This is a genomic window from Corynebacterium striatum, assembly GCF_016728105.1.
GTDB lineage: Bacteria > Actinomycetota > Actinomycetes > Mycobacteriales > Mycobacteriaceae > Corynebacterium > Corynebacterium striatum.
This window is the reverse complement of the sequence record NZ_CP068158.1, coordinates 781,097-801,372: the sequence shown is the minus strand read 5'-3', so window position 1 is coordinate 801,372 and position 20,276 is coordinate 781,097. Positions and strand designations below refer to the sequence as shown.

15 protein-coding genes and 1 pseudogene are annotated in these 20,276 nt (G+C 56.8%); 10 read left to right on the top strand and 6 right to left on the bottom strand.

Annotated features, from left to right (window positions below):
* Window position 1 precedes the first annotated feature (1 nt).
* Window positions 2-3,568 carry a SpaA isopeptide-forming pilin-related protein gene (locus I6I72_RS03680; protein WP_236592664.1) on the top strand — a complete coding sequence of 1,189 codons (3,567 nt, stop codon included), beginning with the start codon at window positions 2-4 and terminating at the stop codon, window positions 3,566-3,568.
* Window positions 3,569-3,694: 126 nt separating this feature from the next.
* Here I6I72_RS03680 and I6I72_RS03675 read toward each other — a convergent pair.
* Window positions 3,695-3,802 (bottom strand): annotated as a pseudogene (locus I6I72_RS03675) (IS3 family transposase); the annotation flags it as partial.
* Between the two features lie 366 nt (window positions 3,803-4,168).
* Between I6I72_RS03675 and I6I72_RS13970 the strand changes: the two are divergent.
* The 8 genes from I6I72_RS13970 (at window position 4,169) to I6I72_RS03645 (ending at window position 13,620) form a co-directional block, all read left to right on the top strand.
* On the top strand, window positions 4,169-4,306 hold the full coding sequence (locus I6I72_RS13970; protein WP_279109908.1) for an exonuclease domain-containing protein: 138 nt from the start codon (window positions 4,169-4,171) through the stop codon (window positions 4,304-4,306).
* Between the two features lie 54 nt (window positions 4,307-4,360).
* A complete protein-coding gene (locus I6I72_RS13605; protein ID WP_349018542.1) occupies window positions 4,361-5,158 on the top strand; it encodes a 3'-5' exonuclease in 798 nt (265 codons plus the stop codon).
* Window positions 5,159-5,235: 77 nt separating this feature from the next.
* Window positions 5,236-7,521, top strand: a complete 2,286-nt coding sequence (locus I6I72_RS03670; protein ID WP_236592663.1) for a sigma factor-like helix-turn-helix DNA-binding protein — start codon at window positions 5,236-5,238, stop codon at window positions 7,519-7,521.
* A 142-nt stretch (window positions 7,522-7,663) separates the two neighbouring features.
* On the top strand, window positions 7,664-8,935 hold the full coding sequence (locus tag I6I72_RS03665; RefSeq protein ID WP_070420882.1) for a Fic family protein: 1,272 nt from the start codon (window positions 7,664-7,666) through the stop codon (window positions 8,933-8,935).
* Window positions 8,936-9,166: 231 nt separating this feature from the next.
* Window positions 9,167-10,666, top strand: a complete 1,500-nt coding sequence (locus I6I72_RS03660) for an integrase core domain-containing protein (protein WP_046646292.1) — start codon at window positions 9,167-9,169, stop codon at window positions 10,664-10,666.
* A 236-nt stretch (window positions 10,667-10,902) separates the two neighbouring features.
* Window positions 10,903-11,742 carry a PTS sugar transporter subunit IIA gene (locus tag I6I72_RS03655; protein ID WP_005528102.1) on the top strand — a complete coding sequence of 280 codons (840 nt, stop codon included), beginning with the start codon at window positions 10,903-10,905 and terminating at the stop codon, window positions 11,740-11,742.
* Between the two features lie 9 nt (window positions 11,743-11,751).
* Window positions 11,752-13,329 carry a PTS ascorbate transporter subunit IIC gene (locus I6I72_RS03650; protein ID WP_049146139.1) on the top strand — a complete coding sequence of 526 codons (1,578 nt, stop codon included), beginning with the start codon at window positions 11,752-11,754 and terminating at the stop codon, window positions 13,327-13,329.
* Between the two features lie 39 nt (window positions 13,330-13,368).
* Complete coding sequence (locus I6I72_RS03645) at window positions 13,369-13,620, top strand: hypothetical protein (RefSeq protein WP_034656564.1); 252 nt, start codon at window positions 13,369-13,371, stop codon at window positions 13,618-13,620.
* Here the strand turns inward: I6I72_RS03645 and I6I72_RS03640 are convergent.
* From I6I72_RS03640 to I6I72_RS03630, 3 genes are all read right to left on the bottom strand, one after another.
* Window positions 13,617-14,933: an SLC5/6 family protein gene (locus tag I6I72_RS03640; protein WP_201807500.1), complete on the bottom strand. Its 1,317-nt coding sequence runs from the start codon at window positions 14,931-14,933 to the stop codon at window positions 13,617-13,619. The two genes, I6I72_RS03645 and I6I72_RS03640, sit on opposite strands and share 4 nt — an antisense overlap.
* Window positions 14,934-14,948: 15 nt before the next feature.
* The gene (locus tag I6I72_RS03635) at window positions 14,949-16,229 is read right to left on the bottom strand and encodes an arginine deiminase (protein WP_049064071.1); all 1,281 of its coding nucleotides are present in this window, start codon (window positions 16,227-16,229) and stop codon (window positions 14,949-14,951) included.
* Window positions 16,230-16,476: 247 nt separating this feature from the next.
* On the bottom strand, window positions 16,477-17,604 hold the full coding sequence (locus I6I72_RS03630; RefSeq protein WP_034656565.1) for a helix-turn-helix domain-containing protein: 1,128 nt from the start codon (window positions 17,602-17,604) through the stop codon (window positions 16,477-16,479).
* 123 nt (window positions 17,605-17,727) lie between these two features.
* Here I6I72_RS03630 and I6I72_RS03625 point away from each other — a divergent pair, with 123 nt between their 5' ends.
* Window positions 17,728-18,975, top strand: coding sequence for a M20 family metallo-hydrolase (locus I6I72_RS03625; RefSeq protein WP_005528108.1), 1,248 nt, complete (start codon window positions 17,728-17,730; stop codon window positions 18,973-18,975).
* Window positions 18,976-19,122: 147 nt separating this feature from the next.
* Here I6I72_RS03625 and I6I72_RS03620 read toward each other — a convergent pair whose 3' ends face one another.
* Together I6I72_RS03620 and I6I72_RS03615 are read right to left on the bottom strand one after the other, a co-directional pair.
* Entirely contained in the window at window positions 19,123-19,425 is a 303-nt protein-coding gene (locus I6I72_RS03620) for a hypothetical protein (RefSeq protein WP_201807497.1), read from the bottom strand.
* 304 nt (window positions 19,426-19,729) lie between these two features.
* Complete coding sequence (locus I6I72_RS03615) at window positions 19,730-19,867, bottom strand: hypothetical protein (RefSeq protein WP_236592662.1); 138 nt, start codon at window positions 19,865-19,867, stop codon at window positions 19,730-19,732.
* Between the last annotated feature and the right edge of the window lie 409 nt (window positions 19,868-20,276).

Here is a 20,276-nt window from a genome sequence, read left to right as displayed (position 1 = left end):
GATGAAAACAAGATTCATGGGAGTAGCGGCCGCGCTGATTGCCGCGCTTGCGCTGGTTTTCGGCGTCGCTGTCCCAGGGACGCTGCCCAGCCTTCCGGCTCCGACTGCGCAGGCGCAGGATCGTTCGTTCACGGTGCCTAGTACGGACAAGTGGCCAAAAAAGGGCGCCCGTTTTATTCCGAATTACAAGATCCCTACCGAGCAGCTTAGCGGTGGCACCATCACCTTGGGCGCAGGCACGGTTGTCACTCTGGAATCCAGCGACAAGATTAATTTCTCTACAAATCCTGCACACCACATAGTGAACTACACGCAACTTGATAATAGCTGGGGCGAGGCCCCGGCAACTTATAACAAGGTCAGCGACACAAAGTTCGAGGTAACCTTGTCGAAAGAAATTACCATCGGTGGCGCCGTAGAATTTGAGCTTATGGGCGTGCACCGCTCAAAGCAGAACCAGGTAATCTTCGCAACGTTCACGCAGCCGGAGCCTGACCCGGAGCCGCGTGAATGGGCTGGCTCAGACCCGCATGGCCAGTTCACCATGCGTGCAACGCAAGGCCAAGAGCCGACGGTCACCTTCACCCGAAAGCTGGACTCAGCCGGGACGCTGAGCGGTGCAGTCGAGGCGTGGGTAGCTGATAAAAACGGTTATGACGTCGACGGTGCCAAGGATTCAAGGCTGCGTATCACTAGATCCGATGGTTCTGTCATCTACGAAACCAGTGGCTGGCCCGGCAGCAATAACGTGACGCCGATCCAAAACTGGGCAGGTGTGAAGTTCCCGCTGCCGCAGAACCTCGAGGTGGACGCTGGAACCACCATTGAGATCGTGTCTCCCTATGGTCGCCGGCCGGCGAACCCCGTCACCGATTCCAGTATCCAGTCCCCCATCGGGCCTGGAACCTTCAATATCAACTTCGAGACTGACACTGACCCGGAACCGGGTGCGTCCGTTACGCCTGCGGATCCAACCCTTGTGGATCCCGCGACTGCACCAGAGTGCGTGGAGAAGGCGTATATCAATATCCCGGACACCAAGGGCGTTGATTACTACCTCAACGGAGAGAAGAAGCCGGCTGGACCCTACGTATTCGAGCAGAACAAGCCGGCTACAGTCAAGGTCACTGCAAAAGCACAGCCAGGGTTTAAGCTCGCTCCGACCGCACCTACCGAGTGGACCTTTGAACTGAGCGGCGAGGTAAAAGACTGCTCGGACAAGCCACCGGCTGTTGAAGGGCGTCACTTTGAAGCCATCGGTCACGAGTTTGCAGTTGAAGGTGACCCAGTAGATCCGAAGAATCCCAATGCCTTTACGGCTAAGGTGACCGAGGAGTCTCGCATGAAGTACGCAACCGTGCGTATCGAGACTGACGCGACCCCCTTGGAAGCGCAGCAGTACAACCTCGAGCTGGATAAGATTGAGTCAGGCGTGACCTTGCAGAAGCGCAATGTCAATATTGGCAACGGCTTCATCACTATGGAAGTCGTGCCGGTAAAAGATGGCAAGCCGGTTGACTCTGCCGTTGTGCCGAAGGATGCGGTATTCACCTTCACTAATAATTTCTCACAGAACAAGAATCTGAAAGTCACCCTCGATGTGTATGGAGAGAAAAAAGGTGAGCCAGAACCACCGATTATTTCGCCACCAGATGGAGCTGATTGGGTGCATGGGCGAGTTCCTAACCCGCCGATGCCACAGCGTTGTGGTCTGCGCATTGCTGTAGTGGCCGACCTCTCGACATCGCTGAAGTACGCTGATTCTAATGGCTTTGACGAGTCGAAAAAAGCGGCGAATGCTTTGATTGATTCGCTGGCTGGAACTCCTGCAGAGCTCGGCATCTACAATTTTGCTGGTAGCGCGCCGCGGAACCCACTCGGGTCTACGCATAAGGAGAATCCGCCTTATATCTCGTTGCAGTCTGATGATGGGGTTAGTCGAGCAAAGAGCTTTGTGTCTAACTGGGACGGCAACGGTTCTACCAACTGGGAAGCCGGTCTTAAGCAAGTCGCTGCGGGAAACTATGATGTGGTGTACTTCATTACTGACGGTATGCCCACGACCTCCTCGACAATCCAGAGCAAGGGCATCGGTGGCGCGTTTGTTCAGGCCAGTGCCCTCAACGACGCTATCAAGGCCGCCAACGAACTCAAAGCTGCCGGTACCCGTGTTGTTCCGATTATGGTTGATCTGACGCTTGGCGGAAATACGGGTAAAGATTGGGTTGTTGAGCAAGACTATGTCCTCAAAGACATCAAACGCATCCCCCAGAGTGACGAAATTCCTAAAGAGGCTGGTGTCTACTACCAAATCAACTCCGGGATTCAAAGGGCGCGCGAAGCAAACTACAACGACAAGGAGCATAAAGACAACGACGAGAAGAGCGGCATATTCCAAATGGCGAATCTGGAGAGGGCCGCGAAGCTGGCGCCGAATCAGGCACTGCAGGTGTTTGAACGGACGCCTAATGGGAATAAAATCACAGTCACTCCGAACCAGTCGAAGTGGACCTACGGTACGCGAAGGTTCCAGACCATGGGTGAGGACATTTCTGGTAAGGGCGACACCATCCCCGTTAAGCAGTATTCGCAGCTCGCCGCGCAGATGAAGAAGGTCGGTGAAGAACTTGCTACACGTTGTAACGGTGTAGTGAAGGTCAAGAAGAGGATTGTCGATGAAAACGGCAAGGTTCTCGAAGACGGTGCCCCAGGTTGGGAATTCACCCTGTCCGCAAATGACAATGTCATCGGCTCTGGTAACGGTCCGCGGGTCCACCAGTCGATGAAGGTGACCTCTGGATCTGAATCTAAAAAGGGTACTGCATCGTGGAACATTGAAAGCGAGCGGAAGCAGTCGCTGGTTCTGACTGAAACGCAGAAGGATGGCTACACCTTGTTCCGACGCGGTGCCAACTTGGATTCCACCGGTGACTTCAACGCCGTGTGTACTCAAACCCGAGACGGGAAGACTTCACCTCTCAAGGTGGAAAATGTGGGCGAGTTTGGTTTCCGCGTAGAGATGTCGGAATCCAATAAGGTTCTGTCTCACATTTCCTGCGTCGTCGATAACTACAAAGCGCCGGCCCCCAAGCCAGGCAAGCTGACCTTGGAAAAGGCGGAATACGTCGATGGCGAGGGAGTCAAGGTTCTACCGGGACTCGGTGGTGCGACCTTCGAAATCTATCCTTCGGTTGGTGGTCAGCCGGACTACAGTGGAGGACCGGTCTACACCATCACGCCTGAGATGAAAACAATTGAAATTACTAAGACTGGCACTTTCTACCTCGTAGAAACGAAGGCACCGGCAGGTCTCAACCTGCTGCCCGAGCCGGTAGCTTTTGAAATTTCAATCGACCAGAAGACCAAGGAGTACACAATCTCCGTGGTAGGCGGCAGTAGCCCGTTTATCAAGGCCAAAGGGTCCGGCGAACTCATGATCCTGCAAGTGACCGACACCAAGACCGGTAAGCTGCCGAAGACCGGTGGGTACGGCGTGGGCCTTGTGGGGCTCATTGGTGCTGTGCTCGCAGGTGCGGGCCTACTGCTCAGCCGCCGCAAGACCGCCTAAGCGGTAAAACCAGGCAGGGGAGTGGCGCGTGCATCGCGCCACCCGACCTAGGTAGTAGGAGCATAAAGAAGGGGCGAGTTCAGCACACGGGCTGAACTGCTCCCTGCTTTCCAGACTGGGTTAGTTCTAAATGGTTTGGGTCGTTGCAAGGGTCTGGCTCCGATATTGCATCGGGGCTAGGCCCTTGAACTGTTCCTGTAGCCGGGTTGTGTTGTACCACGGGATGTAACCATCAGACACGCTCCACCAAGCTTGGGATATTGAACCTCGGTTGAGGTGGAAACCGAATTGTGGAAGCAGAAACCGCCACAGGAAATAGTAGAAATCAAGGCAAACGCCTAGGCGCGAAACTCGGGGCACTTCAGCTCATCATCAACTTCTCGAAGGCGATTCCGTGCTTGGTCTTCGGCTGGTTTTCACGCAGTTGGGTAAGTGCTGCAGAGAGCTTCGACATGCAGTCTGTTGTGCATGATCTGATTGGAATTCGAGGTACTTCTGGGCCAGGCCGACAGACTCGAGACATGTCGACACATATGATGTGGTGTGCAGCGCAATTGAGTAGCTCAACGCATTGATCCAACAAGCTAGAAGGAAGGCCCCATGGTTGGCCCTAAGCGATACGCCGTCGTTGACTTCGAGACCACAGGCTTTGGCTCGACTGATCGAGTCATCGAGATAGGTGTTGTTCTGTTGGACCACAACCGGGAGGTGGAGTCAACGTGGGAGACCTTGCTGTAGCCGCAGCGGGATATTCCGAACTCATTCGTTCACCGCATCACACCGACTGACGTTGTGGATGCGCCCCTTTTCGGCGAAGTCGCAGGGGAATTCTTCGAACTTCTCAACGGGCGCACGGTGGTCGCACACAATGCGCCTTTCGAGGCGCGGTTCTTGCAGAGGGAGTTTTCTAGTTTACGGGTGGCGTGGCCCAACTACGGGGCGTGGGTGGTTGATACCAAGCGGTTGTTCCAGCAGACGTATCCAGGCGAGAGTGCAACCCTTGAGCACGCCTTGGAAGTTGTTGGGATTACAAATGCCCGTCCGCACTCGGCACTGGCAGATGCACTGGCGACTGCAGAGCTGTTTGCCCGGCTGGTTAGCCAAGGGACTGATGTGGTGATAAGCAGTAGAGCAATTACCCTCCCACCGCACGAGTTTCCTGCCCGCGGCGCGCTTCTACCTCGCACCGCGTTGGCAGAAGATTTGACGCACAAGCGTGGTGAATGGCTGGCTCGCCTGGCAGATACTGCAGCACCTGAAGGCTCCGGAGACGCGGAGAAGTACAAGAAACTGCTCGCGGCAGCGTTGGTAGATAAGGAACTTTCCAAGTCTGAAATTGCCCAGCTGCAGAACCAAGCGCAGCAGGAGGGTCTCACCAGAAATGACGTGATGAGTATTCATGAAGAATTCATCCGGCAGCTCGCCGTGGAGGTTTGGCTTGATGGTGAGGTGACAGAGGAAGAACGTGACACGCTGCTGTTGCTCAACGAGCAGCTGGGGCTGCCTGCCGATACCGCCGAGGCACTCCTTGCGGCCCCACAGCAAGGGAAAGTGAACTGGGTATCAGCCTGTCTGCTGGGGACAGAGTGACGTTTACGGGGCAGTTCGATCTTCCCCGAGAAGAATGGGAACGTCGCGCAATGGCAGTAGGGCTAAGCGTCGGCGGCGTGACGAAAAAGTCCGTGCTACTCGTTGCAGCGAACCCTGACTCCATGAGTGGAAAGGCGCGCAAGGCCAGGGAGTACGGCATCCCGATTATTGGTGAGACGGCCTTTGCTCGTCTGTTGGGCAATATGTCTGGGGGCGGACAACTCGTGGAGCAGGACCTGTCGGCACAGCCTGCTGAACTTGATCTGACAGAAACCTACGGGATCTTCCCGTGGAGCATTGGCGTTTCTGGCACAAGTGCGCACACTGGCACAAAGGCATTGGCGGTGGAGTGGTGCGCCAAGCACCCAAGACGGAAACTTCTGGAGCTCTCGCCTCAGTTGACGCCGTTTAGTGAGATCGAGGTGCAAAGTTCTTACAAGAGCGGATACACACAGTGGTTTGCGCGGTTCCCGCAACCGCTGGAGGCAACCGTGGAGGACTTGCGTGACCTACCAGGAGTAGGCGAACACAAGCTTGTGGCCATGGTGGAAGCCGTGGTTATTGCAGCCAGCGACAGCGGAAATGCCGCGGTGATCGATAGCATTGGCGCAGCGGAGAACCCTTATGGTGACATCCCCTTTGGTGACAATCCTTTTAGCGACGATAAATCCGCTGGGCGCGCTGCTGAATTTTTGGGTCGAACGTCCGAAGAAAACCGCGCGTTGGACCAAGCCGCGTTGTACATCGGGTGGGCACAGCTAAATGGCGCGGTTGTAGAGGTTGCGTCGTTACCAAGTGCCGTCGCAGCCGAGGTCCCCATTATTACTGCACACCTTGAGCACCAATCCCCAGTGCGGGCTTTGTTCCAACGCGCCGTGGATGAGCTCATTCGAGTCATTGGCAGTGACGAACGCAAACGCGGAATCGTTTACAGCCGGTGGCTTGGTGAGGCGACGTTGGATTCCATCGGCGCCGCGTTTGGTCTCACGCGCGAGAGGATCCGTCAGTTGGAGCGACAATTGGCGGAAGATTTTGAGAAGGATAGTGCTCTCTTTAAAGAAGTCGTGGCGGCTGTGGCTGAGCGTGCCCGTCTAATCTTGCCTGTGGATGAGCTCCGAAGGGAGCTACCTGATCTCGTACGAAAGCCAGCAGAGTTTGACGCAACGTTCGGTGAAATCTTCACGGGCATTGGCAAGCAATGGGAAGTTGTTAACGGCTGGTTGGTGTTCAATGGCTTCACTCAGGCCTTGTCAGAGAGGCTAACAATGCTGGCGGACGACCACGGTATTGTTCGGGTTGATGAACTCGCCGTGGGCCTGGAAGTTACGCCGGAACGGCTGGAGCAATACATCGTGACCAATGATGAACTTAAGGTCGCAGTCTTGGACAACTATGTGCTGACAAAGGTCGGCAGCTACCAAGACCGTGCCGTGAGCGTGCTTGCTATAAACGGTGAGCCGATGACCGCAGAGGCGATCATAGACACCCTCGGGGGTGGCAGCCCACGGTCTGCTTCTAATCAATTCTCCATTGACCCTCGTCTGACAAAAGTCTCTGCCGATCAATGGGCGCTGACGGAGTGGGGACACGAGGAATTCAAGAACATTGCTAGCTGGATCTCTACGCGCCTGGCAGCTAGCACCCGCACTCATACGGTTGTCGATGCCGCAGGTTCCGCGCAGGAAGTCCCTGCGATTACGTTGAATGAGCTGCTAGCGCAGGCAGAGCGATTGCGAATTTCAGAGCTTTCGATCCGCCAATATGCGGCCAATGGAGATTTTGAGACTCGCGACGGCATGGTTATTGCACGAGTGGATGAGTCTGGAAACGTCATGGAGGGCGATATCGCAGATGCCCGCGATGCCTACCTCCGTGATGGCGAGTGGCACCTCTTGCTGACAGTTAACAAGGACCACCTGCGTGGCAGCGGCTTCGCAGTTCCTGCGCCCATTGCTGCGTACTACGGAGTAATGGGCGAGAGCTGTGCGTTGAGTAGCCGGTTAGGTGAGGAGTTTGTTCGTGTCAATCGTCTCAAGCAAGTCTCGTTGTCAACAATAAAGCGGTTCCTCGACGAGCTCGGTGTACGCGAGGGCCAGCGGGTGTGGCTCAAGCTGGGCAAAGAAAGGACCTTTGATGTCTCGATCGCACCTGCTGTCCAGCATCATGAGACTGGGTTGGCTCGCCTCTATGACTTCGTGGGACTTGACGGCACGCTGATGCAGCCGGGTGAATCGACGGAAGATTCGCTAGCTCGAGTTAACGAGATGCTGGGGCTGAGCCCGCAGGCGCCGCGCCGGCGAACGGTGGCGGTCTTCCGTCACCGCCACCAGGACGAGATCGCTGACCTCATTCAGGTGCTCTAGGGGATTTCATGGAGCAAGGGGACTGAAATAACGTGGCTCCGTGCATTGCTTAAAATCAAAAAAGGGCGAATTTTTCATTTTAGGCAGTTTGTTGGTTATCTTAATTACAAAAATCTCGATCTTTTAACGTTTAGGCAGTGTGATGCCTGTGGAAAAATACGAACCACTGAAAAAGGTGTTTTATCGTGCCACGAGCGGTGGCAGGGAGCTTGTTGCTGAGCAGCTCCGTGTGCGGCGTTCAAGTCCTGCTGCTTTTACCTGGCCCTATGAGGTGGGCAAGCACGGAGTTTTCTATGTTCACACCCGTGGTCTCGCAGAAAGGGTGGAGCGCGTCTGGCGCCAAGAGATTCAGATTGCTGCGTTGTGGCAGAAACTTCCAGTGACGGCTAGGGAGCACTATTTTCACGAGCTGGTGGTCGATGAAATAAAGGCGACCAACGATATTGAGAACATTTCCTCCACCCGCAAAGAAGTCGCCGCCGCGGTTGAGGCTGAACGCAGCATGGGAAAGGCGGCGGAAGGCGCGCCAGTGCGGCGATTCCGGGAAATGGTGCGGCAATACCTGGCCCTCCCCAGCGAATTTTTGGGGCGAGATGACCTTCCACCATTGGGTTTCCCCTCAAACTTGTCTGAGATTCGCTCGCTGTACGACTCCCTCGTCGGCGAAGAAGTAGACAAAGCCGATGCGCCCGATGGCGAGCTTTTCCGAACTGGTGATGTTTCGCTAAACGATGGAGTGCGTGAGCTTCATGCGGGCGCACGGGGAGAGTCCGCCATTCGGGCGCGCCTCGAGGTGATGCTCGATTCTGTTCATGAGTCTCGCGGGGTTCAGCTCTTCGCGGCCTTTGTGGAGCACTTCATGTTTGAACATACCCATCCATTTTACGACGGCAACGGACGCATGGGGCGATTCCTCCTGAGCATTCGGCTCTCACGGCTGCTTTCTACCCCGACAGCGTTGTCGCTTTCGGCGGAAATCTTTAGGCAGAAGAGGCGCTACTACGATGCCTTCACTACGGCAGAAGACCCCATGAACTATGGTGAGCTGACTTTCTTTGTCGAGGATATGGCTGCGATGGTCAATGCCGCCCAGGCCCGTTTGTTGTCCTCCCTCGAGGAAAGAAGCGACCGATTGAATAGGCTGGAACAGAGCCTGCGTGCGCTAGAGAGCGAAGGGCCTGTAAGCGAGCTGGCATTGTCAATCGCATTCTTGCTTGGACAGGTTGCGCTCTTTGGCCCACGTGCTGGACTGAGCTTGGACGAGGTAGCCGGCGTTGTGGGAGTGTCCAAGCCGACCGCGCGTAAAGGGATTACCGATCTCGAGAGCATGGGTTACGTCGAGTTCTTGTCGCGGCGCCCGCTCGTTACGGCACTTACCACGTCGGGATTGACGTGGCTCGGGTTAGCAGAGTGATCAACCCAGCGATCGGTGTGCACTATCGGAAATCAGCGCGGATAAGGTTAATCGCGCGCAAAGATTAGGCAAGGACTAGGTAAACGTTGTGATGTCTATGGAGTTTTTGGTCACGGAGTCTAATGGCTTTTTGGACGGGGAGTCCAGATAGTTTTTGGTCACGGAGTCCAAAGACTTCCTTGTCGTGATGTCTCAAGACTTTTTGGACAGTCGGTGGGTTGGAATACCAAGATGGCTATTTCAACCCATCTCCGCAAGAAAATAGCGGACTTCGACCCAGTAAGAGACGGACGAACCGTCACCCAATTCTGCAAGGATATTGGCGTATCTCGCCAAACCTATGCCAACATCAAACGCCGCGTTGAACAACGCGGCCGTGCAGGCATCCTGCCTGACTCCACCGCCCCGCATTCCCCAGCCAGAATCTACGATGATCACCTTCGTCAGAAAGTCATCACAGCTCGATCAGTGCTCAAGGCCCAGGGACGGGACTATGGCCCGTGGTCAATCTATTACTACCTCATTGATGACCTTGGTTTAGAGCACCCACCGGCACGGTCTACGATTGCGCTTTGGCTCCACGAAGCTGGTGTTGCTGAGGCCAATGCCCGTAAACGTCCTCGTAAAAGCTTTAAACGCTGGGCACGCGATAAAGTCGATGAGCTGTGGCAACTCGACGGGTTTGTCTACCGACTCTTTGACACTCCACATACCCAGATCACTATCTACCAGCTGGTTGATGATGCCAGCCGGTTTGATCTGGGCTCACAAGCCTTCGCCGCCAAAGAAAACGGATTCGATGCTCGCACTACCTTGGCCGCAGCAATAGAAACGTATGGTCGCCCGCAGGAACTTTTGACCGATAACGGTGAAGCTTTCGCCACCTATCACCGGGGCCGGTTGTCCGATACCGAGCGCTGGCTCGCCGCCCAAGGTATCTGGTCCATTGCAGGTTTTGGCCCGCAAACCCAAGGCAAAGATGAACGCTCGCATCAAACCATGACCAAGTTTCTCGATGCACGCCAACCTACAACACTTCAGCACGTCAAACAGCTGTTGGACGACTACCGCGAGTTTTACAACACCAGGCGCCGCCATCAAGGCCTGCTAGTCGGCAAAATGCACATCACTCCAGCCCAAGCCCGTGAGCACTTCGCCCACGCTCAATCCCCAACACAACCCATTGACCCGGATGTGCTGTGGGCCAAGATTGTGAAGTCATACCGGGATACACACTCAGAAAGCGCGATACACCACGAGCATCGTATCGAGAATGGGGTTAAAGAGGCGATGGCGCCGGTTGTGGGAGAAGTTGCAGCTTCTCCCACAACCATCGATGACGATAACGAACCAATCCAGCAAGAATCATCTCCTACCATCAGTCCCACCGTAGACGGTCTATCCGCCCAGTCAAGCAACGCCTGGGGTATCCCCGACACACTGTGGATCAACAAAAGCGGAGTGGTGCGCATCCTGGGCTATGGATTCTATGTAGGACTCCGGTTTAAAAACCGGCTCATATACAGCCACGTTACCGATGACACCGCTGAGTTCTTCACTGATCATGATGGTGAAGCACTGTTTTCATTCCCACTGCCCATCAAGCTACTTGAGCGTCCAGCCGGCGGACAGATCAACATCGGGCATGTCGAAGGAATGTGGCACCGCCGGCCACCAGAGATCAAACCAATCCTGTCGCGTCCGCGCCCGTCGAGACGAAAGAAACCATAACCGGTAAGACGAGCTAGAGACTGTCCAAAAACACCAAAGACTCCCTGCCCAAAAAGCAGGGAGACTCCACGTCCAAAAAGTCATTGGACTCCTAGCCCAAAAAGCTACTGGACTCCGTGTCCAAAAAGCCCATGGACATAACAGGACTAGGTAAACGTTTGCATACCTGTTAATACTTTAGTTAGAGCTGGTCATATCTTTCGTGGCCGGCAGAGAGTAAAGGTAGGAGGACGCGTATGTCCATGCTGAATGCGTTGCTCGCAGAAGGTGCAGTTGACCTGCACGGCCGTGCGAGTGACTGGCGTGAGGCCATTGAATTGGCGGGCGGCTTGCTCGTTGCGGCGGGCAAGACGGGCCCGGCATACACCGAGGCCATGGTGCAGTCGGTGGAAGAAAACGGACCGTACATTGTGGTCGCGCCGGGCTTCGCTTTTGCCCACGCGCGGCCGTCGGAGGCAGTGCGCGAAACGGCGTTGTCGTGGGTGCGCTTGGATCGGCCAGTGGAGTTCGGTTCCAAAGCCAATGACCCCGTGACTCTTGTCGTAGCACTTGCGGCGAAGGATTCATCCGAGCACCTGAAGGCAATGAAGGAGCTGGCAGGGCTGCTGGGGAAGAAGGACGTGCGTACGCGTCTGGATTCTGTAGAAAGCGAAGCTGAGCTGCGCCAGGTGCTTGTGGATGTGGCGAACGGTGGGGCAGGGGCGGCGTCGGCAAGCGCGGCTCTTGCAGCTGATCACAGTGACGCGCGAGATGGCGCCGAGCACCAGACCGCGGCTGATTCGGTGGCCTCAAAGGGCAAAATCTACACCGTGTGCGGCAATGGCCTGGGCACGTCGTTGTTCCTGAAGAACACGCTGGAGCAGGTCCTCGATGAATGGGGCTGGGGCAAGTACCTCACCGTCGAGGCAACAGACACGATTTCGGCCAAGGGGCGTGCGAAGGAAGCTGACTTCTTGCTGACGTCCGGGGAAATCGCTGCAACGCTTGGCGACGTCGGGGTGCCCGTCCACGTCATCGAAGACTTTACGAACATGTCCGAAATCGATTCTGCTCTGCGCGAGCTTTACGACGTCTAAGGAGCACTCATGGATGTCTTGTTGAACATTGCCAACTTCTTGGTCAATGAAATTCTTTCCGTGCCGGCGTTCCTAATCGGCATCATCACCGCGGTGGGTCTCGCCGCGATGGGCCGTGGCGTGGGCCAGGTCCTCGGCGGCGCCATCAAGGCCACACTCGGCTTCCTCCTGGTGGGCGCGGGTGCCGGCTTGGTTACCGCCTCCCTTGAGCCGCTCGGCGCCATGATCACCGGCGCCACCGGCGCGCAGGGCGTGGTGCCCACCAACGAGGCCATCGTGGGCATTGCCCAAGACCAGTTCGGCTCCCAAGTGGCCTGGATTATGATCCTGGGCTTCGTGGTCTCGCTGATTCTGGCCCGGTTTACCCCGATGAGCTACGTGTTCCTGACCGGCCACCACGTGTTGTTCATGGCCACCTTGCTGACCATGGTCCTTGCACCTGCTGGATACTCTTCCTGGATCGTGGTCGCCTTTGGCGCCGCGTTGCTGGGTATCTTGATGGTCTCCCTGCCTGCCATTGCTCACCCGTGGACGCGCCGCATCACCGGCGACGACTCCATCGCCATCGGCCACTTTGGCACCGCCGGCTACCTCGCTGCCGGTGCCGTGGGCAAGATGGTCGGCGGTAAGGGCGAGAAGATGTCCAAGTCCACGGAGGAGCTCAAGCTTCCCGAAGGCCTGCGCTTCCTGCGTGACTCCATGGTGGCTACCGCACTGTCCATGGCTCTCATGTACATCGTGCTCGCCGTCATGTTCATGGTGCGCGCTGGTACCGAGGAGGCCTTCACCGCATTCGAAGGCGGTGCCACCAACGTGGGTAACTACCTCATGCAGTCCTTTACCCAAGGCCTCCAATTCGGCGTGGCCGTGGCCGTGATCCTCTTCGGCGTGCGCACCATCCTGGGCGAACTCGTTCCTGCATTCCAGGGCATCGCCGCCAAGGTCGTCCCCGGTGCCATCCCGGCTCTGGACGCGCCTATCGTCTTCCCGTACGCACAAAACGCCGTACTGGTGGGCTTCATCTCCTCCTTCATCGGCGGCCTCGTCGGCCTCGCTGCTCTAGCCGCATGGCTCGGTCCAACATTCGGCGTGGCGCTGATCCTGCCGGGCCTGGTTCCGCACTTCTTCACAGGTGGTGCAGCGGGCGTCTACGCCAACGCAACCGGTGGACGCCGCGGCGCCATCTTCGGTGCGTTTATTAACGGCCTCATCATCACCTTCCTGCCGGCCTTCCTCCTGGGTGTGCTCGGCTCCTTCGGCGATGCTAACACCACCTTCGGCGATGCCGACTTCGGCTGGTTCGGCCTGCTCTTGGGCTGGTCTTCCAAGGCCGGCGGAGCACTGGGCCTCGTTCTCATAGCAGTTCTTGGCTTGGCTGTCTTGGCACTTGGCTGGTTCTCCCAGCGCAAGCTCGTTGCCACCAATTGGGATCCCACCCCGTGGCGTGAGCAGCCGGGTGCTGCCGCTCCGAAGGGTGAGGCATCTGACGTTAAGCCGCTTGCTGCTGGCCAGACTGCAGCTTCGAAGAAGTATCCCAAGGTGCTTCCTCCGAAGGGTGCTCCGGTTCCGCCCAAGACGATTGCGTAGCAATTCTGGTTGGCTTGTTGGACAATCGCGCGGATTTCCGTGCCATCACGATGGTGGCTGGCAACGCTGCCGCACCCAGATCTCATCCAAGAATCCGGGCGCTACAAGGCAGACGTGGTCACGGGTAACGGTATTACGCGAGGCTATGCGGCAATGGCCTGGGAGACCTTTGGGCTAGAAGCTAACGCGACGGTCATCGAAAAGGCGGACCGCGAAAGCTTCTTTGGCTTGCTTGGCGACGTCCTGGAAACCCAGACCACCCCAAACCGGCCGCTTCAGAAAGCGGACTAGAACAAGTCCCAGATGGTGACTGCGAGAATCACCGAACCAAAGAAAAATACGAAGTAGTTCCACGGGTCATGGCGGTAGGCCTTGTACTCCTTGACCCGGTGGAGCATGTAGACCGGAAGCAGGAAGATAAGCACCGCATCGAAGACGCCACCAACCAAGTAGATGAGGTTGAGAATTGGCGGGTTGAACACCGAGACCAGCGTGCCGGTGACAAAGATGAACGTGTAGACGATGGTGAGTAGGCCGCGGCGGTTCAGACGGTTCGCAGTACGCGGCGCGATGAGGCGCATCATATAAGAGGTGCCCTCCTCAGCGCCGAGCATGGTGCCGAAGTAAGAGGTAATAATCGCGAAGATAACGACCATCGGGGCCAGCCAGGCAAGCAGCGGTACGCCGGTGACGTTGGCGAAGTAGGAGAGCACTGGCAGGTTCTGCTCAGTTGCTTCCTTCATGCCATCCGCGCCAAGAGCCAGCACACAGGACCATACGAAGAACATGGTAAAGACGACCAGCAGTGCGGCAGTGTAGAGCTCAATGCGGGTAACGTGTTTTTCCGTCTTCTCGCCGTAGGTTGGCTGCATGTCCACGGAGAATTGGGAAAGGCCGGCCATGTGCGAGAAGGAGAAAGCAAGCACAGGCAGAATCAGCACGGAGCCCAGCAGAATATACGGCCAGCTGCCATCTTGGTACTGCACTTCCATGAAGGAACGCAGGTCCCACTGAGGGATCAGATAAATCGAGGTCGCAGCCAGCGAGATGATGAGCGGATAAACCAGCGCTTGGGCCAGCCACAGCATGGGCTTGCGGCCGATGGCGAAGATTCCGGTCAGAATTCCCACGCATAGGACCGAAAGAACCCAACGGTTAATGGATGGGCCGTGCAACTGATTAACGATGAAACTGTCGATGGCGTTGGTCAAAGAGATGGCATAGATGAACACTGAGGGGATGTTCGCCAGCGAGTACATCAAGGCCACGAAGAGGCCGGTGTGCCGGCCTAAGTACTTGCGTACTAGCTCGAGGACGTCGAGTCCGTGGTCTTTGACCGGAGCGCCCGAGACGATGCGCGCGTAGGTGCGGTGGGAGAAGTAAACCACCGGGAAGATGATCGCCGTAGCAAAGGCCAGCGGCCAGAAGCCAAAGGTGCCCGCCTGCAGCGGAAGGAAGAGGATTCCTGCGCCCATCGCGGTGCCGAAGAGCGCGAGCACCCAGCCCAGCGCAGTACCTTCGGTCTTCTTGCCCCCGCGACCTACTGGGGAGGCAGTAGATGCGGTCTCGTCCGCGGCGGGCGCGGCAGTGTCATATGTTGTCAACGGCTAGTTCTTCCCTTAGTAGTCCACTGCATCGCGCACGATGGGGCAGGTCATGCAGTGTCCGCCACCGCGACCACGGCCGAGCTCGGCGGAACCGATCTCGATGACTTCGACGCCAGCGTCGCGAAGCTTGGCATTGGTGTGTTTATTGCGATCGTAAGCCACGACCACACCGGGCTCCAAGGCAACCACGTTGTTGGCGTCATCCCATTGCTCGCGGGCGGCGGTATAGGCGTTGCCGCCGGTCTCCACGATGTGGAGCTTATCTAGGCCGAGCGCTTCTTCGACCACCGTGGCGAAGTGCTTGTCCGGGTTTTCCAGTTCCAGTTTCGTGTGATCGTCGGAAGGGCGCAGAATCAGCGGACGGATGGTGTCCACCACGCGTGGATACGCGGTGGCCTTGTCGGCGTCGAGGAAGGTGAACACGGTATCCAGGTGCATCGATGCGCGCTCCGGGGCCATCGCCGCGATGATGACCTTTTCGGCCGCACCGGCCTTGAACAAGTTGCTAGCCAGACGGCTAACGCCCTGCCAAGTAGTGCGCTCGCCCATGCCCACTAGGACCGCACCATTGCCCACCGGCATGATGTCGCCGCCCTCGAGAGCGGCGAGGCCTGGGTCCTCGTCGGTGTCGCCGTACCAGAACTCAAAGGATGCGTTGGCAAAGCGCGGATGGTAGCGGTAGATAGCGCGCGTGAGCATCGTCTCCTGGTGACGGGCAGGAAGACGCATCGGGTTAAGAGAGACGCCGCCGTAAATCCAGGCGGAGTTATCGCGGGAGAACTGGCTATTGGGCAGGGGCCGCAGCGCGAACTCATCGGGCGCGTACACGTTGCGCATGGTGTCGATGACGCCGTGGCCAAGGCCCTTCGGGATCTCGTTGAAGGGCACGCCGCCGATGAGGAGCTCGGCCAGAGTCTTGTTGTCCAGCTCGCTAAACCACTCGCGCAATTCGCTGCCCACGCCCACGCCGACGTTCTTATCCAGGAGCTTGTTGCCGAGGATGAACTCGCGGCCTTCCTTGGTCGCCAGCGTTTCTTCCAGCAGAATTCGCATGTGCAGCACCTCGACGCCGCGCTCTTCCATGCGGGCTACGAACTCATCGTGGTGGCGCTGTGCCTCCTCGACCCACAGGACGTCGTCGAAAAGCAGCTCTTTGCAGTTGCTCGGGGTAAGCCTCTCATGTGCCAAGCCGGGGCGGCAGACCATTACCTGGCGGAGCTTGCCCACCTCTGACCAAGCACCGAGTTGCTGGCCGCCCTTGTTGCCGGAGGTGGTTTCAGCAAAGTCCATCATGTAAATCTGTGCCTTCCTTTTTCAAGTGTTTGGTGTTGGGGGCAACAGTAACTAAACCCTTATGAGTTATGGATCACAGGACGAAATGAATAGTAATTTAAATCATACATATCATTCATGCTGCTGGTAGTGCATAAGATTTGCATAATTCGCAAAAGATTCAGGAATTTCGCGTCGCACCCGTCTGGGGGTGGGATTCGCTTCGCGGACCAGGCGGCGCGCCAAGACAAGAGCGGAAGAAGTTAGTTCAGAGCTCACGGAGTTCGATATTAGTATTGAGCGCAAGAATAATTGCGGCGGCATCATAGGGGAGTGTTACTACGTAATCCGTGGCTTCGGCGAACTGGTGCAGCCGGTTGATGACAGTATTGCGGTGACAGAAACTCGCCTCTGCCGTTGCTTTGACAGAACCTGTGCGCAGGTAGGTTTCGACGGTTTCGACAATTAAGGGTTGTTCGGCGCGCAGCTTGGTGATTGCAGTACTCAACTTCTTGAGCCGGGTGCCGGGGAAATCCGCCAATGCTTGGCCAGCGATTGCCCACGCCAATTCTCCGACTGGTGTGGGGCGGGGCGCAAGGATAGCCGCTTCAAAAAGGGAAGGGGTAGCTAGTACAGCTTTTCGCACACCCACTAAGCCTTTTACCTTAGGGAAAATGACGCTGGGCAAATCGGGAAGCTCAGGTGCGGGATGTAGTTTATTTGGCCAGAACGCAGCGAAGAGTCCGTGATGAGCATGGCCAAATACATGGCCTTGCGCGGTAGCCGTGTCGAGTGCGTCGCGTGCTTCGAGTGAACTGCTTGCGTGAAATACGGCGACATCGAAAGTTTCTTGCGCGGCGCATCCTAGGGCAAGAGCTATTTCTTCAGCTCCGAGCGGGCTAATAGTTGCAGAAGAAAAGAGCTTGTCGATATAGCGACCATTAGCGAGGCGGAGGTCGCGGGCGAGGCGGGCATTTTCTCTACGGAAGCCGTCGCGGACAAAGAAGTTGTATTTGGCAACCACGTTGTGGAGCTCATCGACATGGGCTATGAGCACTTCCTGATTAGCATGTGCGGTGCGGCGAATGCGCTCCCAAATGACAAGAAAGTCAAGCTGGATGGCGTCGACAAGCGTCCCGATGGCAACTTCTTGCTGTGCGCGGCGCCGGCCTAGGTTATCGGCGTGCTGGCGAACCTTCTCTTCGGTGGCCTCACCGGAAAGTGAGTCCATAAGAATGCCAAGCACGGCGGTTGCGGTCTCTCGAAGCTCGTATTCGTCGATGCGAGAGGTACCGTAGCTTCCGGAATCGCGAAATTTCTGAATGAATTCTTCTGCCATGCTCGGTATGTCTGCACGAACTTCGGCGAGGATCTTTTTCCAATCGGAATTGTGCATATGCATAACCATAATCTGAATATGTGGGATATTGCCCCAGTTTTCTGAATCTGCCTGTGCACTTGTCGATTGGGCTCTAGTGTGACTTGGAACATGAATTAACAGATTCGGAGGGATAGAGGCATGCGAGCGACAACTGATGAACAGTACCTGGCGGACTTCCGCGAGATGTCGGCCAATGGTGCGACTGCGGGAGGCGGCGTCGAAAGGCAAGCTGCGAGCGAAGGAGACCGCGTTAATCGTGTGTGGTTTGCCCAGGTGCTGGAATCGATGGGTGCGCGTGTGCATTACGACGAGATTGGCAATCAGTATGGTCTTTTCGAGTTCGTTCCGGACGCGCCTTTTGTAGGCCTGGGTTCGCACCTCGATTCACAGCCTTTGGCCGGGCGCTATGACGGTGCATACGGTGTGCTGGCGGCAGCGCATGCGGCAAACCGGGTGGCCCGCCTTGCGGAAGAGGAGAAGATTTCGCCGCGTTATAACCTGGCCGTAATCAACTGGTTTAACGAGGAAGGCTCGCGTTTTTCCCCGTCGATGATGGGCAGCTCCGTGTTCACCGGAGTCATGCCGCTGGAAAAAGCGCTGGAATCGACGGATCTCGCAGGAACCACCGTGGCAGAGGCTTTTGAGGAAGAGAAGTGGACCCCGGTGGAGCAGGCCCCGAAAGTGGTTTCCTACGGCGAAATCCACGTTGAACAGGGCAAGGGTTTGGAGGCTGCTGGCAATACCATCGGCCTGGTGACCGCGACCTGGGGCGCGAAGAAGTTCCAGGCGGTAGTGCACGGTGAGCAGGGACATACCGGTTCGACCATGATGGCGGATCGTCGTGATGCGCTGTTTGGCGCCTCCCTCATCATCGCTGAGGTACAGCGTTTAACGCGAGAGTTCCCGGAGTTTGAGCTTCAGGCATCAGTGTCCCAGCTGACCCTGGAACCAAACTCGCCGGTGACCATTGCCCGTGAGGTGCGCTTCAACATTGACCTACGCTCGCCGAACAGTGAGACGCTGGAGACCGCGCAGAAGCGCGTTCGGGAGATTATTTCGGCAGCGGAAGAAGAGTCCTGTACCCGTGTTGAGCTGAACGTTACCCATGAGTGGGCACTCAACCCGTATCCAGAGGCCGGCGTGGAACTTGCACGTGAAGTGGTTGAAGAGCTGGGCTATTCGCACCAGGAGATCTTCACCGTGGCCGGGCACGACTCGACGAATATGAAGGAGCACGTACCGACCGTCATGCTCTTTATCCCAAGCGTTGACGGCGTCTCCCACAATGAGGCGGAATACACCAAGGATGAAGACTGCGTTGCAGGTCTTGATGTATTTACCCACGTGGCTATCCGACTTGTGGAAGGAGCGTTGTTAAAAGGTTAATCGCCTATCTTTCTTGTGCATTCTCTTAAACTCAGCAAGCTGATTATGCCCAAAGTGGCGCTAAAACTACTCGGCAGAATGCTGCGAGAAAGATAGTAGTTTTTCTGGCATTCACGGGGTGGCCGGGTAAAAGTTGCCTGCAGCCTCTTAGTCGCGGAAAGCGCCTAGTGCGAATAGAACGAACACGACTGAGGCGATGCCGATGGCCAGTGGCCACATCTGGATCGCGAGTGCGCCGATGAGCAGCATGGCGACAAGCGTGCCGAGGAACACCAGATCGAAGCCGTCGAGGAGCGTAGCCTGCTGTGCAGCCTTTTCTGCCTCGCGGGCCTTGGCGGCCAGGATTGCGGCTTGCTCGCGACGATGACGGATATCGGCTAGGGCCGCAGCGCGGGCGCGCTTCTTTTCGGCTTCGGTGGCAGTGTCGGGCAGGAGATAGGCAGTAGGCACGGGCTTGGTCCTTTCTGGCGGAGGAGGGAGCTTTGGACTCCGGAGAGAAATTAATGTCTAGAAAGGAGTGTGGCCTAGCGGCGGGGTGAGGTGACGGAAAGTGGGGAGTGTTCCCTCGCGCCTGTGTGACACCAATTGGCTGGGGTCGAGAGGCACAAAACAACTTCAGCGCCCGGGCCTCACATGGGGCCGCAGGGCGCTGAAGTTGTCTCTATCTCTCTCATGCGCTCTCTCAAACGCATGAGGATATTATGCGGCTTCGTGCTGGCATATCGATTAACGAAACCTTGAGTATTCCTGGCAGTTACTCGTCCAGCTCCAATTCGGGGTCCTCGGCCTGTGCGGCCTCGAGGACCTCTTTTGCTGTGTCGAAATTGATGACCATGGCCAAGAGTGCGGTGCCTGACAGTAGGGGCGGCTCCGGTGGGGTGCCGGTCACCATCTTCCAGGTGGCGGTGGCAAAGGCAGCGATGGCAGGAATCAGGATGAGCCCGCCTGCACCATTCCTGGCACGGAAGGTCTGACGCCGACTTGGATCTAGGGCAAACGTGTCTGGAACGGTGCAGGCCTGCGAAAACTAAAGAAACCGCGATGCTGTCCTCCCTAACGGGAAGAGTATGCGCCGCAGTTCCTCTTCTCTATCTCTCGTGCACTCTCTCAAAACGCACAGCGCTATTACGCGTCAACTCGATTTGAATTTGGGGAGACGCGACCATAATTTTGGCAACACTTTATGGTTCCGCAAGTAAAAACAACGTCAGCGCCCGGGCTCTCACGTGGGGCCCTAGGCGCTGACGCTGTCTCTCTCTAAACACTCCCGATTATCAGCCAAGGCTGCCCTCCGGAAGCTG